Consider the following 13350-nt stretch of genomic DNA (forward strand, 5'->3'; position numbering starts at 1 on the left):
GCGCAAGCCGTAGGGTGACGCGCCCCTTTGTCATCCGTTGACCCAATCGGTCTACGCAGCCGACCGGGTTAGCCAACAATTTTGACGGTCAGCTCTGCCTCCAGCGTGTCGCAGAGCGATTTCAGGCGGGCCTCGGCGACCTCACCATAAAGGGCTTCGGAGGCTTTCGGCAGTTCCAGCGTAAGGTGCTTCTTGCGCGGTTGCCATTTCAGCTTGCCGATGTCGCCGTTTTCGCTGACCATCAGCATGGCACCAAACCGCATCGCCTTGCCCAGGATTTCCGCCTCTTTCTGCCCTTTTTCATCCAGAAGATCGTAAAGATACTCAAAGGCGGTGCCTTGTCGTTTGTTGCGGTAGCGATGCAGCAGCGCCAGCCCCAGGAAGACACGTTCGGAATGTTTCAGCCCGCCGAGGTTGGCGCGGGTGGCATTGTCGAAACAGACCTCGGCGCGGTAATCCGGGTGGGCGCGCCAGCTGACATCATGCAGCAGGCTGGCAGCCTTGATCAGGCGTTTCTTGGTGTGCGGCCCATTGCTGAACAGCGGGATGACAAAATCATAGAGCGTCTTGCCGAAGCCGGGAATGCGGGCGTCCTTGGCCTCGGCAAAACGGCTGGCTTCGACCAGCGGATCGCGTTCGCGCAGGCGCTGAGGCATCTGTTCGTAGAGCAGCCCTTCGCGGATGCCATAGCTTGATACGGCGATATCCTTGGGCTTGAAGGTCTTGACCAGTCGGGACAGCACGTCGATCGCATAGGGCACCAAGGACATCCGCGCGTTGGAGATGCCGGTTTCGGCGCGCAACTCTTCGATGTCGCGTTTCTCGATATATTTCAGGGTGGCGCGCACGTCCTTGGCGCTCATCCGGTATTCGTGCAGAACCTTCAGCGGATACCCGCGCCGGGCCATGTCGATGCGGGCGATGGCGCGCCAGCTGCCGCCTACCAGGAACAGACGGTCGGTCTGCTTGCCCATTTCCTCGCGCAGTTCCGCCATGACCTCGGCGATATGAGCCTTGCGCCCCCGGCGCCCGCCCTTGATGTCCCGCAGTTTCAGCGGACCAAGGGAGGAGGTGACGCGTTTGCCGACCTCGCCGTCGTGGATTTCCGCCAACTCCATAGAGGAGCCGCCGATATCGCAGACCAGACCATAAGAGCCGGGCCAGCCCAACAACACGCCCTGTGCGGACAGGCGCGCTTCTTCCTGACCGTCGATCACCCAGATCTTTAGCCCGGTTTCGCGAAGCACATCGGCGCAGAACTCCGGGCCATCCTCGGCATCGCGCACGGCAGCTGTGGCGACCACCGACAGGGGGGGCAACCCCATCCCATCGGCAAGGTGTTGGAACCGGCGCAGCGCGGCCAGCGCGCGTTTGCGTCCCTCGGGGTTCAGGCGCCCGGTTTCCGAGAGGCCAGCCCCCAGGGCGCACATGATCTTCTCGTTGTAGAAATAGGCCGGGCTGCGGGCGGCGCCGTCAAAGACGACCAGACGCACGGAGTTTGATCCAACATCCACCACCCCGACCCGGGACAGCGCCCTTGAATCGGGATCATCGAACAGCGGGCGGCCAAAGGGGCCCCAGTCGGCGGTGGCGTCGGGGGTGGCAGGATCCTCGGTCACGGGTGTCGGCGCTCCGTCTTGGGTCTCGAATCTAGGATGGTTTAGGGTGGGGCCGGGGTCAACCGCCGGTCCCAGCAACCCGGGTTTCGCCCGCGACACTGCGGTCTTCGGACATCAGCCGCACCGCCAGGGGGCGCGACAGGTTGCGTTTTTCCGCCAGAGACAGCCGGTCCAGTTGTTCGACGATCCGGGCTGCCGCAGCAAACGAACGATCCATATGGGCCACAAGATAGGGGATCACGTCGGGTTTCGGGGTGATCTGGCGGTCATTGAACAGCTTCGCTAGCACCACAGCCAACAAGGCATCGTCCGGCGGCTGCAGCTCGGCATGTGTGGCGGCCTGAACACGGCTTTGCAGGTCCGGCAGGCTCAGCCCCCAGAGGTTGGGCGCCGCGCGCCCCGTCATCATCAGGGCAAACCCGTTCGCCAGCACCAAGTTATGCAGGTGAAACAGGGCCTCCTGGGCGGATTTGTCAGAGGCGATCTGCGGCACGTCCTCCAGGACCACGGGCGCGGTTGCCAGCTCGGGAACCATCGCCTCGGTCAGATCTGCCGCCGACACGATCCGGGCGCCGGACTGGCTGGCCCAGACATGGGCCAGATGCGTCTTTCCCGATCCGGCAGGGCCGGTCAGAACCAGTTTGCCGCTGGGCCATGAAAACCCCGGATCCAGCAGCGCCACAGCCATGGCATTTGATGGGGCGACAAAAAAGTCGTCCCGGCCCAAAGCCGTTTTGGCGGGCAGGTCAAAGCTGAGTTGTTGCGCCATATTACTTTTTCGAATCCCGGTGACTCAGTCCCTGGTACAGACGGCTGTGCAGATACTGTCCCGTGAGGAAACGTGCAACTACGCCCAAGGCTGCCGCAACAGGCACGGCAACCAGCATGCCAACAAAGCCAAAAAGCGCGCCAAAGACCGACAGGGCCAGCAGCAGCCAGACCGGATGCAGGCCAACGGATCCGCCGACCAGTTTCGGAGTAAGGTAATTGCCCTCGATCACCTGACCCAGTGCAAAAATCCCGGCTACCAGTCCGATCGACCACCATTCACCCCAGAACTGGAACAGGGCAAGTCCGATAGCCAGAGCGCCGCCCACCAGCGCCCCCAGATAGGGAATGAAGGTGACGAGCCCGGCGATGAACCCCACCGCCAGTCCGAAATTCAGACCAACCAGCATCAGGGCGACAGCGTAGTAAACGCCCAAGATCAGGCAGACCGTGCCCATGCCGCGGATGAAGGAGGCAAGCACATCGTCGATTTCACCGGCCAGTTTGCGGATCACTGGCGCATGGTCGAGCGGCAGCAGCGCGTCTATCCGTTCGATCATCCGGTCCCAGTCCAGCAGCAGATAGACCGAGACAACCGGAACGATCACGAAAAGCACCAGCAGGTTGACGACCGAGACGGCTGAGCCGACGAGGGATTCAAATAGCTCGATCCCCTTGCCCTGCAGGGTGCCTGCGATGGAGGCGATGGTTTGCTGCGCGCGGCTACCTTCGGTGAAGATCGACGGGAAGTGTTCCTGCGCGAAGTTGCGCAGATCGCGAAAGGCTTCGGGCAGAACCCGGATCAGATCGCTCAGCTGGTAGATCAGCGTCGGCACCACCACCAGCAGCAGCAGCATGAAGACCAGCATGGCGCCGATAGTAATCACCGCAGTCGCGGCGGTACGGCTGAGGCCCGCGGCCTCTAGTCGGTCGGCAATGGGATCAATCAGATAGGCAATCGCCGCGCCCAGCACAAAGGGTAGCAGCACGTCTCCCAAAGCCCAGAGGACGATTGCGAAAACCACGGCGGCAACGCCCCAGTATTGAAACTGCTTCTTCGCCGGAAGTGCCATATGCCAAGCGCCTCTCTGAGATCTGTTCTCCAATTACCCCAGTCATTGCCCATGCGGTTGCCTCATGCAACAGCCAAGCGGCAAGTGCCGCCAAATGAGTACCGGGTGGGGCAGGGGCGTTTCTGCACGGTCTGCGTCAGTGGATGCGCACGCCCTGACGGGTCAGTTCACCTTGTACGGCGGCAATGTCCACCGCGTGCGGGCTGCAGGCGGATTTGACGGATAGTGCCGCGGCAACGCCCGCGCCCTGACCGGCCACCGCGCAACAGGCCATATTGCGGGTGGCAGCATGGGCGACCTTGTCGCCGCCGATGGCGCGGCCGGTCACCAGCAGGTTTTCCACCCCTTTGGGCAGCATGGCGCGATAGGGAATCTGCATATAGCGCCCGGTGGTGGGCAGGATCAGGATGCCATAGCCGTCGATGAACTCGGGATAGATGCCGATGGTATCCTCGAACCGGCCCTGGTTGCGGGCCTCATCCTCGGTCATGTTGTGATGGGCGTCGATCTTGCGGGTGTCACGGATGCCGATGGTCATGCCGAAATTGCGCAGCCGCGCGCCTTCGCAGCCAGGCGTATAGGCCTTCAGCGCATTGATCGCGTGCATGGCCTGCTTGCGTCCTTCGATCTCGAACCGGGTCATGCTGTCCGGGTCGGTGCCGTCGCAGCCTGCCAGATGCACCAGATTCATATAGGTCATCTCACCACTGTCATGAACAGCCCCCCAGGTGCCCCCGATGGTATTGAGATGCGCCGGGATCAACCCTTCGCGCAGGGCCTGCGCAAAAGGCTTGGCGAGGAAGGGGGAGAACATCTCGTCTTCCTTGCCGGAGGTTTCCACCTCCCATTCCCCGGTGGACCAGTCCCGGTAGGTTTGCGGGTCGGCCTTGACGCCTTCCATGAACTTTTGCTTGTCGACGCCAGCGATGTGGAACATCACGCTGGCGGCCTGCATTTCCTCGACCGGTGTCTTGATTGTGGGGGCGCCCATCATCTGCGCGATATCGGCGTCTCCTGTCGCATCGATCACCCGCTGAGCCAGGATCGCCTCGCGCCCTGCCTTTGATTCGACGATCACGCCGGTGATCCGGTTGCCTTCGCGGATCGGGGCCACGAACATGCGGTGCAGCATCGGGTGAATGCCTGCTTCCTCGACCAGCCGATCTGCGACCAGTTTGAAGCCTTCAGCGTCCAGCTCGTATGACAGGGACTGGCTTTCCGGTACGGCAGCATCCATCGCCTTGGCGCGTTCTTCGAACTCCCAGCCGATGCCGCCGGCCTCGACCGTTTGTTCGTGGCGGTACCAGGCAAAACCTTCGACGCCGACAGCGGTGATATTGCCACCAAAGCAGCCGAACCGGTCCAGCAGGGTCACATCGACCCCGCAGCGCGCTGCTGCCAGCGCCGCCGCCAGTCCGCCGGGACCAGAGCCTACGACAAGCACATCGGTGCGATGCACGACGGGGATTTCCCGGGCGGGTTCGGTAATGGTGTCGCGCATCTGGGCCTCCGCAATAAATTTGAACCAGCATTTACAAAATTGACCCGTGCTTCAAGCGCTTTCCGGGCGATTATCCGGTTTGTCCGCTGTCGCCACTCCAAAGCCCGATTGCCTGAGGCGCGGCGATGGCTTAGACCGCTTGAAAACCCCTTTGAACGAATGAGAGCGACATGCGCCTGTCCCGTTACTTCCTGCCTGTTCTGAAAGAGACGCCTTCAGAGGCCCAGATCGTCAGCCACCGCTACATGCTGCGGGCCGGCATGATCAAACAGTCCGCCGCCGGGATCTATTCCTGGCTGCCGCTGGGCTTCAAGGTGCTGAAGAAGATTGAAGGTATCGTCCACGAAGAACAGATGCGCGCGGGCCATATCCCGGTGCTGATGCCCACCATGCAATCGGCGGACCTGTGGCGCGAAAGCGGCCGCTACGATGCCTATGGCGAGGAAATGCTGCGCATCACCGACCGCCATGATCGCGATCTTCTGTTCACCCCCACCGCCGAAGAGCTGATCACCGATATCTTCCGCAGCCATGTCAGCAGCTACAAGGACCTGCCGCTGACCATGTACCAGATCCAGTGGAAATTCCGCGACGAGATCCGCCCGCGTTTCGGCGTGATGCGGGGCCGCGAATTCTACATGAAGGACGGCTACAACTTCGACCTGACCAAGGAAGACGCGCTGCATGCCTACAACCGTCACCTGGTCAGCTACCTGCGTACCTATGAGCGCATGGGCCTGCAGGCGATCCCGATGCGCGCGGACTCTGGCCCCATTGGCGGCGATGATACGCATGAGTTCCTGGTGCTGGCCGACACAGGCGAGAGCGAAGTGTTCTACGACAGCGCGGTGACCGATATCCGCCTTGGCCAGCGCAATATCGACTATGATGATCACGACCAGTGCCGCGCCGTGATGGAGGAATTCACCGCGCTTTATGCCCGCACAGATGAAACCCACGACGCGGCGCAGTTCGACCAGATCCCGGCCGAACGCCAGCGCAGTGCTCGTGGTATCGAGGTCGGTCAGATCTTCTACTTCGGCACCAAATATTCCGAACCGATGGGGGCCACGGTGCAAGGCCCCGATGGCAAATCCATCCCCGTACACATGGGCAGCCATGGCATCGGTGTTTCCCGTCTGGTTGGCGCGATCATCGAAGCAAGCCATGACGACAATGGTATCATCTGGCCCGAAGGCGTGACCCCGTTCCACTGCGGTATCGTCAACCTGAAGCAAGGCGACGAAGAAGCCGACGCGGCCTGTGACAAGATCTATGCCGCGCTGACTGCGGTTGGTCTTGACCCGCTGTATGACGACCGCAAGGAGCGCGCGGGCGGCAAATTCGCCACCATGGATCTGATCGGTCTGCCCTGGCGTATTACGGTCGGTCCGCGCGGGCTGAAGAACGGCGTGGTGGAACTCACCTCGCGCCGGACTGGCGAAAGCGTGGAACTGCCCCCGGAAGACGCCGTGAAAAAGATCGCCGAGATCTACGCCGAGCACGCCTCGGGCCGCGGCTTCTGAGCGGCGGCGCGCAGAGGGTTGAGGTACTAGGCTGAAACCTCCAAACGCGAGACTGAAATGGAAAAGGGGGGCAGTGATGCCCCCCTTTTTGTATCTATCGCCATTCCTACAGGACGTTGCGCAGCAAACCGAAAAGCTTGCTGCGCACGCATGCTTAGAGGAAGTCGAAGTTTGCTGCGCTCAGCTCATCAAAGGTCACACCCTTGATTACCAGCGCATCGCCTTCTCCGAAGTCGAGGATGGTGCGGTTGCCGTGGTCGGTGGCCAGACCGCTCAGATCGTCAAAGCTTTCGACGCCTTCGATGTGCAGCGCGATCGTGTCTTCGTTCGCATCGAAGCCAATGATGCGGTCACGGTCGTAGCCGGTTTGGAACACAAAGAGGTCCGCATCGTGGCCGCCATTCATGCGGTCACGGCCAGCGCCACCGTCCAGCACGTCGCTGCCCTTGTTGCCTTTCAGGATGTCGCGACCAGCGCCACCGTCCAGAGTGTCGCTACCGCTACCGCCTTTCAGGATGTCGTTACCTTTGCCGCCGGTCAGCATGTCGTTGCCGCTGTTGCCGATCAGGACATCGTTGCCCTCGCCGCCGTCCAGCTCGTCCCAGCCGCCACGGCCGATCAGAACGTCACGGCCACCGGCGCCGTTGACCAGATCATCCACGGAGGAACCACGGAAGAAGTCAAAACCATTGGAGCCTTCTGTCACAGCGTATTCATTGATGTGGATGTCGGCGATTTGTGCACCCTCGCGGGTGAAGTCTGCTGCAACCGCGTCGATGTGTTCGCCAAGCGCGTTGGTGCCGCCCAGGATGTTGCCTTCGCCTTCGGGCAGGAAACCTTCATGCGCGCCGACCACGCCACCTTCGGTGGTGCCGGTGTTCGCCACCATCTGGCCCAGGAGCGGCACTTCTTCGGCGATCTCGGAGTTCACTTCGGTGCCCGCATCCAGCACGTCGCTGCCTGCAAAGGAGATGTTTTGCTCGCCCATGAAGTGGCCGTTTTCGTCGAACAGTTGCAGCGAGTCTGCGGTGCCGACAAAGGCGTCGTTCGAGGGGATGACCATTGCGGCCAGCGACAGGTGACCGTTGGAGGAACCATCAACGGAGAATTCTGCGGTTGCGGTTTCGCCCGGTGCCAGAATCGGCGGGGTGCCTGCACCCAGCACTGCGCCAGTTACGGCATCCGCGTCTGCGGCCACAACCGCTTCGTTTGCCGGAGCGAAGTTACCGTCTTCGGCCAGGGCTTCCAGAGCAGCCGATGCAGCTTCGCCGGTGTTGTAGAGGTCAAAGCTGCCGTCGTGGGCGGCGAACCAGAAAGGGGTCGTGTAGGTGCCGCCGTGGGCAGAGGTGTTGGTTGCGACGATGCGAAGATCGGTCATTGAGTTATCCTCAGTTTGAATTGAAGTTTGCGCACTTTCTGGGGGAATTGATGAGATGCCAAGGGGGGGCTCCCTCACAGTCTCTGACGTCGCTGTGATCCTGGGGGTGAAGTCACGGAATGGTTACTTTTCGTCTGGTTAAGGCGCTGAAAATAAACTAAAAAGTAACATTTTTGGCGAGATTTTGTCGCCGATATATTCGGGCATATTTGAATGTATGCAATCGGATGAATCGCTAATGACCTGCAATCATAAGTAGAATTACGTAGGTGGGGAGCGAGCGTCTTTTGGTGGCTTCCCGAGTGAGAGCAGGGGACCCGCCGCCGCGCGGAACCGTCGCGAGATGGCCAGCCATGAAACCAAAACCGCCTTGGCAATGCAGCCTTGCCTTGACCCTGCACGCCGGACAGCACAGGTTGTCCGCAAATCTCCCGGGCAGGACCACACATGGCCACGACACCTCCGCCGTTTTCACGTTTTGAATGGATGATCGCCTGGCGCTACCTGCGTGCGCGCAGGGCCGAGGGCGGCGTCAGCGTGATGACCTGGATCAGCCTGATCGGGATCACTCTGGCGGTATTTGCGCTGATCGCCACGTTGGCGGTGCGCTCGGGTTTCCGGTCTGAGTTTGTCGGCACCATCCTGGGCGCCAACGCGCATGTGACGCTCTATTCTCATGGGCAGGTCACGGCAGAGGGCAATATCGACCGGACCTTGGAAGACTACGCCGAGATGGCCGCAGCAGCGTCGCAGGTGCCCGGTGTGATCCGCGCTGCGCCGCTGATCAAGGGGCAGGTGATGGCCAACCTGCGCCAGCGCAATGCTGGGGTCGAGGTCTTTGGTATCGCTGCTGCGGATCTGGAGGCCATTCCCGGCGTCGCTCAAAGCGAGGAAAGCCTTGGCGATCTGGATCGGTTCGGGGATGGCGTGGCGATCGGGTCCGGCGTGGCGCGCGAGTTGGGGGTCAGTGTTGGGGATCGGATCAAGCTGATCTCTCCCAATGGGGTCAAAACCCCCTTTGGTACCAGCCCGCGCATCAACGCCTATGAGGTGGTCTATATCTTCACGGCAGGACGCTATGACATCGACCGCACCCGGCTTTATATGCCGTTTGACGCGGCGCAGGCGTTCTTCAACCGGGAAGGCGTTGCTGACGAGATCGAGGTAATGGTGGCTGACCCGGAAAAGGTCGATCTATTGGTGCTGCCGCTGCTGCGCGCGGCGGGACAGGGGATCGGGGCCTGGACCTGGCGCGATGCCTCGGGTGGGTTCCTGCGCGCGCTGGAGGTGGAGGACAACGTGATGTTCATCATCCTTTCCATTCTGGTGTTGATCGCCACGATGAACATCGTTTCGGGGCTGATCATGCTGGTCAAGAATAAGGGCCGCGATATCGGTATCCTGCGCACCATCGGCCTGAGCGAAGGATCGGTGATGCGGGTGTTCTTCATCTGTGGTGCCTTTACCGGTGTGATTGGTACACTTTGCGGTGTGGTCTTGGGCTGCCTCTTCGCGATCTATATTGATCCGATCTTCTCCTTCGTGAACTACGCTATGGGCGGCGGGGTCTGGGATCCGTCGATCCGGGGCATCTATGCGCTTCCGGCAGAGCTGAACCTGCCAGATGTGCTCTCGGCCGTTGCCCTGTCCCTTGGCCTGTCTTTCGTGGTGACGATCTTTCCGGCCCGGCGGGCGGCCCGGCTGAACCCGGTGGAGGCCCTGCGCTATGAATGATCAGGTATCGCAGGCAGGCGCACTGGCGCTGGAGCTGAAAGGCATCAGCAAGTCCTATAACCGGGGCAGCGCGGCGCAGGTGGATGTGCTGCGGGGCGTCGATCTGGCCCTGAAACCGGGCGAGGTCGTGGCCCTTGTCGCGCCGTCTGGCGCAGGCAAGTCGACGCTTCTGCATATCGCCGGTCTGCTGGATACCCCGGACGAGGGCAGCCTGTGTATCGGTGGGCAGGATGTCACCGGGCTGGGCGAGCGGGCGCGCACCGGTCTGCGGCGTAGCGATGTAGGCTTTATCTACCAGTTCCACCACCTGTTGCCCGAATTCACCGCCGCAGAAAACATCGTCCTGCCGCAACTGGCCAATGGCGCCAGTCAGAAGGCGGCTCGGGCGCGTGCGGCAGAGTTGCTGGATCTTGTCGGCCTTTCGGCCCGCGCCGGGCACCGTCCGGCGGCGATGTCCGGGGGCGAGCAGCAGCGGGTTGCCTTTTGCCGGGCTCTGGCCAACCAGCCGCGTGTGCTGCTGGCGGACGAGCCGACCGGAAATCTGGACCCGGGGACTTCGGATCAGGTTTTTGGCGTCTTGATGGATCTGGTGCGCAGTTCTGGCCTGTCGGCGCTGATCGCGACCCATAACCTTGACCTTGCCGCGCGGATGGACCGGGTTTTGCATCTGGAGGACGGGGCGGTGGCGGCCGCGCCGCAATAGGCCCGCGCGCACGCGGCCCCTGTTTCTGGGTGCATCTCTGCCGCCGCCGGTTTACGCTGCAAAACCTGCCGGTTACAGTGCCCCTGACTGAGACGGTTGCGGCCAGAACGACAGGAACGATGCCATGAAGACCAAAACGATCCTTTGCATGCTGCCGCTTGTGGCCGGGCTTGCCGTGGCCTGCACCGAAATCGTCAACAGCATGCCCACCGCGCAGGAAGGACAGATCCTGTTCAATCAGAACTGCGCGCTGTGCCATGGCGAAAATGGTAATCTCGCCCAGCGTGAGACCACGCTTGATGCGCCCGACCTGCGCAAGATCAACGCGCGCCATGACGGTGCGTTCCCGCGCGCTGCAGTGCTGTCGCAGATCGATGGCTACGGACGCGGCAAGGTCAGCGCCGAATACATGCCGGAATTCGGCGCCCTGCTGGAAGGCGAGCTGATTCCGGTTGAGGTCGAAGGCACCCTGACGCCGACACCGCGCCCGCTGGCCGCGCTGATGACCTATCTCGAAAGCATCCAGGCCGAAGGCTGAGCCGCAGTATATGCCTCAGCTACAGATGCCGCGCAGATCGGCGCCTTTCCAGGGCAGGTAGACGTCGCTCTGGCGGCTTTGCGGCAGGTCCGAAACCGGCATCACATCCTTCAGCATGGCATGCAGACGCTGGGTGCGGGCGCCCTGTGGCGCCAGCGCGCGGCAGCAGACGTATTCTTCGACAATGGCGCCTTGTTGTTCATAGCCATAGCTCAGAAAATCGGGGCTCTGGTCCAGTTCGAACAGGTAGGGGTCGGGGTTGCCGCGATGCTCGGCTGCGGCCCGCAGTGGGGTATATCCGGTGCGGGCCCGGTTCTGCCATTGCCAGACATGGGTCACCTCATGGGCCAGCAGCATCGCCTCCACCAGATACAGGCGCTCGGGGTAGGCGGGCAGGTAATTCTCGGTGTACCAGTCGCGGATATAATAGATCCGGTTGAACAGCGTCACCGCTGCGGGGGAGGATGTGACGATCTCGTCCTTCACTGGCGGCAGGATACGTTCGCGGCAGGCCACGCGCGGGCGCGGTTTGCGGCGGAAGGTGGTCGCGGCCACCGGCGCACCATCCATGATGCGTACCTTTTCCGGCTTCAGGTCGCTGCCGTGAATGTTCGACAGAAAGGCACGCTCCTGCTGCGTCAACTCGCGCCCGCAGGAGGCGAGGATCAGGGTAATCAGGAATAGACGCAGGATCATGAGGTCACGCTAGCGTAGCAAGGAAGGGCGGTATAGCCGTTTTGCGCCTCACCTCAGGCGGCAAAGAAGCTGGCGGTGGCGGTGGCGACCAGTTTGCCGCTGTCCTCTTCGCTCATCTCGGCGCGGGCAAAGACCAGCGCCTTGCCCGCCCGCACCACCTGCGCCCGGCAGAGGATCGCGCTGCCCACCCCGGGGCGCAGGAATTGCGTGTGCAGATCGGTGGTTGCCAGCGGGCGCACACCGCCCTGATGGGCAAAGGCCGCCAGCACCATCGAAGTATCGGCCAGCGCCGCCAACGCCTGCCCCGAGACGATGCCGCCCATGCGGGCAAGGTTCGGTGTCAGCGGCATGCGCAGGGTGGTCTGTTCCGGGCTGGCGTCGGTCACGGTCAGATCCAGCGCCTGCACCCAATCGGCAAAGCCTTCGGCCAGAACGGATTGCAGATCCGCGGGGTTCATGGTGGCGGTCATTTCTGTCTCCCTGTTTTGGCCGGAGGTTAGCCGCTGCCCCGCGCGAAAGCCACGGTGATTTCAGGCTGTCTGTGGAGGAGAGAAGTCAGGATGCACCGCCTGCAAGGTGATCCCTTGGGCCGTGGCACTTAGCGGCACGGCCCGCGCCTGGCCTTACATCCGGGGTTCACGCCGGATCCCGAAGGGACAAACAGTCCGGGGGACTGTTTGAGGCGAGAACGGGCGGAACCCATCGCTGAAACACCTGCCCCAAGATACACCGCCTGCAGGGTATCCCCTTGGGGCGTGAGGCGTTAGCCGCACGGCCCGCGCCTGACCTTCCCCCCGGGAGTTCGTCCCGGACCGCGTAGCGGCAAACAGTGCGGGGCACTGTTTGGGGTAAGAACGGGCGGAGCCCATCGCTGAAATGCCTTCCCCAAGATGCAACGCCTGCAAGGTGGTCCTTTGGGACGTGAGGCGTTAGCCGCACGGCCCGCGCCTGACCTTCCCCCCGGGAAGGCGCTTCACGCCTCCCCAAGGTCAGGCACGGGCCTTGTATTGGTCAATCGCGAGCGTTCGTCGAATACGTCGTTAAGCGATCAATGAACGCCCGCACATCTGCTTTTATTTGGGGGGATCTGATGGTTTGAGGCCGGATCACAAGACTTCGTTCCCGTACTTTCAGAACACCATCGTTCAGTTTGCCCCACAAGAGGCCAGATAGTTGGCGCAATAGGTCCGCACCAACAACGTCTTTGTCGGGCTCGTTTATCACCCACCGAAAAGACCCGACCACGATGTCGGTGACGGAGTTTAAGTGGGACATCCCGTCTTGGGTAACCCCCATCGCTACCACGTGTGAGAGTGAAATTCGCCCGCCACCCTCTTTTGGTACACCGTGTTGCGAAATATCCTTTATGTATTCGTTCTGCTTATAGTCAGTAGTATGGTCGAAGTAGGCAGTGCCAGCGACTTCACCATTTTCGCGAAGAAATTTTTCAAATGTAGTTACTAGTGTGTTTAGGCCAAACTTTAGTTTGTTTTCATGGGTCTGACCCTTCGCGACGGCATGTGGAATTACATAGCAGGAGGTTTTGCATCCACATTCTATGGCAAGGGCAATAATTTCTTTTTTTATTTCTCGGTGGTTGTCGCGAGTAACATCTTTGGGAATTCTCCCCGAAGTGAATTTTAGGCTGTCCCCGTTTACGTACCCATATTTTGTGCGTAGCGCAGAGACACCATCCGCCAATTTCTTCAAGTTTTCTGCAGGGAAGAATACTGCTGCGTATACCAGAAATTCACGGCTTCCATCTTGATCGGCCTCGTCCGCGATCATTATGTACATAAAAAAGCTATTCCTAT

The 13350-nt window shown here is 61.3% G+C and carries 12 protein-coding genes; 4 read left to right on the forward strand and 8 right to left on the reverse strand.

The features are described from left to right. Window positions 1–68: 68 nt before the first annotated feature. The 4 genes from AC5SSZ_RS04100 to AC5SSZ_RS04115 form a co-directional block, all read right to left on the reverse strand. Window positions 69–1619: a Ppx/GppA family phosphatase gene (locus AC5SSZ_RS04100; protein ID WP_274840522.1), complete on the reverse strand. Its 1551-nt coding sequence runs from the start codon at window positions 1617–1619 to the stop codon at window positions 69–71. Window positions 1620–1677: 58 nt separating this feature from the next. Then, window positions 1678–2388, reverse strand: a complete 711-nt coding sequence (locus AC5SSZ_RS04105; RefSeq protein WP_274828376.1) for an HdaA/DnaA family protein — start codon at window positions 2386–2388, stop codon at window positions 1678–1680. Between the two features lies 1 nt (window position 2389). Then, window positions 2390–3460 carry an AI-2E family transporter gene (locus AC5SSZ_RS04110; RefSeq protein WP_065270739.1) on the reverse strand — a complete coding sequence of 357 codons (1071 nt, stop codon included), beginning with the start codon at window positions 3458–3460 and terminating at the stop codon, window positions 2390–2392. Between the two features lie 136 nt (window positions 3461–3596). Beyond that, window positions 3597–4961 (reverse strand): FAD-dependent oxidoreductase, encoded by a 1365-nt coding sequence (locus AC5SSZ_RS04115; protein ID WP_495437109.1) that lies wholly within the window; start codon window positions 4959–4961, stop codon window positions 3597–3599. Between the two features lie 170 nt (window positions 4962–5131). Between AC5SSZ_RS04115 and proS the strand changes: the two genes are divergently transcribed. Continuing rightward, window positions 5132–6487: a proline--tRNA ligase gene (proS, locus tag AC5SSZ_RS04120; RefSeq protein ID WP_495437111.1), complete on the forward strand. Its 1356-nt coding sequence runs from the start codon at window positions 5132–5134 to the stop codon at window positions 6485–6487. Between the two features lie 154 nt (window positions 6488–6641). Here proS and AC5SSZ_RS04125 read toward each other — a convergent pair whose 3' ends face one another. Further along, the gene (locus AC5SSZ_RS04125) at window positions 6642–7865 is read right to left on the reverse strand and encodes a spondin domain-containing protein (RefSeq protein ID WP_495437114.1); all 1224 of its coding nucleotides are present in this window, start codon (window positions 7863–7865) and stop codon (window positions 6642–6644) included. 447 nt (window positions 7866–8312) lie between these two features. Between AC5SSZ_RS04125 and AC5SSZ_RS04130 the strand changes: the two genes are divergently transcribed. From AC5SSZ_RS04130 to AC5SSZ_RS04140, 3 genes are all read left to right on the forward strand, one after another. Beyond that, the gene (locus tag AC5SSZ_RS04130; RefSeq protein WP_495437115.1) at window positions 8313–9599 is read left to right on the forward strand and encodes a lipoprotein-releasing ABC transporter permease subunit; all 1287 of its coding nucleotides are present in this window, start codon (window positions 8313–8315) and stop codon (window positions 9597–9599) included. After that, entirely contained in the window at window positions 9592–10302 is a 711-nt protein-coding gene (locus AC5SSZ_RS04135; RefSeq protein ID WP_065270735.1) for an ABC transporter ATP-binding protein, read from the forward strand. The genes AC5SSZ_RS04130 and AC5SSZ_RS04135 overlap by 8 nt, the downstream gene beginning before the upstream one ends. Window positions 10303–10426: 124 nt before the next feature. After that, window positions 10427–10840, forward strand: coding sequence for a c-type cytochrome (locus AC5SSZ_RS04140; protein ID WP_274828382.1), 414 nt, complete (start codon window positions 10427–10429; stop codon window positions 10838–10840). 15 nt (window positions 10841–10855) lie between these two features. Here the strand turns inward: AC5SSZ_RS04140 and AC5SSZ_RS04145 are convergent, their stop codons facing one another. The 3 genes from AC5SSZ_RS04145 to AC5SSZ_RS04155 all read right to left on the reverse strand — a co-directional run bounded on the left by AC5SSZ_RS04145 (window position 10856) and on the right by AC5SSZ_RS04155 (window position 13333). Continuing rightward, window positions 10856–11536, reverse strand: coding sequence for a hypothetical protein (locus AC5SSZ_RS04145; protein WP_495437118.1), 681 nt, complete (start codon window positions 11534–11536; stop codon window positions 10856–10858). Window positions 11537–11589: 53 nt separating this feature from the next. Continuing rightward, window positions 11590–12006, reverse strand: a complete 417-nt coding sequence (locus AC5SSZ_RS04150; RefSeq protein WP_495437121.1) for a PaaI family thioesterase — start codon at window positions 12004–12006, stop codon at window positions 11590–11592. Window positions 12007–12547: 541 nt separating this feature from the next. After that, complete coding sequence (locus AC5SSZ_RS04155) at window positions 12548–13333, reverse strand: hypothetical protein (protein WP_495437123.1); 786 nt, start codon at window positions 13331–13333, stop codon at window positions 12548–12550. Between the last annotated feature and the right edge of the window lie 17 nt (window positions 13334–13350).

The organism is Phaeobacter sp. CC-HEC084 (assembly GCF_059429255.1).

Excerpts from the sequence above, each read along its gene's own strand:
- AC5SSZ_RS04105 (WP_274828376.1), bottom strand. The coding sequence starts at position 2,388 with ATGGCGCAACAACTCAGCTTTGACCTGCCCGCCAAAACGGCTTTGGGC.
- AC5SSZ_RS04110 (WP_065270739.1), bottom strand. The coding sequence starts at position 3,460 with ATGGCACTTCCGGCGAAGAAGCAGTTTCAATACTGGGGCGTTGCCGCC.
- AC5SSZ_RS04115 (WP_495437109.1), bottom strand. The coding sequence starts at position 4,961 with ATGCGCGACACCATTACCGAACCCGCCCGGGAAATCCCCGTCGTGCAT.
- proS (WP_495437111.1), top strand. The coding sequence starts at position 5,132 with ATGCGCCTGTCCCGTTACTTCCTGCCTGTTCTGAAAGAGACGCCTTCA.
- AC5SSZ_RS04125 (WP_495437114.1), bottom strand. The coding sequence starts at position 7,865 with ATGACCGATCTTCGCATCGTCGCAACCAACACCTCTGCCCACGGCGGC.
- AC5SSZ_RS04130 (WP_495437115.1), top strand. The coding sequence starts at position 8,313 with ATGGCCACGACACCTCCGCCGTTTTCACGTTTTGAATGGATGATCGCC.
- AC5SSZ_RS04135 (WP_065270735.1), top strand. The coding sequence starts at position 9,592 with ATGAATGATCAGGTATCGCAGGCAGGCGCACTGGCGCTGGAGCTGAAA.
- AC5SSZ_RS04140 (WP_274828382.1), top strand. The coding sequence starts at position 10,427 with ATGAAGACCAAAACGATCCTTTGCATGCTGCCGCTTGTGGCCGGGCTT.
- AC5SSZ_RS04145 (WP_495437118.1), bottom strand. The coding sequence starts at position 11,536 with ATGATCCTGCGTCTATTCCTGATTACCCTGATCCTCGCCTCCTGCGGG.
- AC5SSZ_RS04150 (WP_495437121.1), bottom strand. The coding sequence starts at position 12,006 with ATGACCGCCACCATGAACCCCGCGGATCTGCAATCCGTTCTGGCCGAA.
- AC5SSZ_RS04155 (WP_495437123.1), bottom strand. The coding sequence starts at position 13,333 with ATGTACATAATGATCGCGGACGAGGCCGATCAAGATGGAAGCCGTGAA.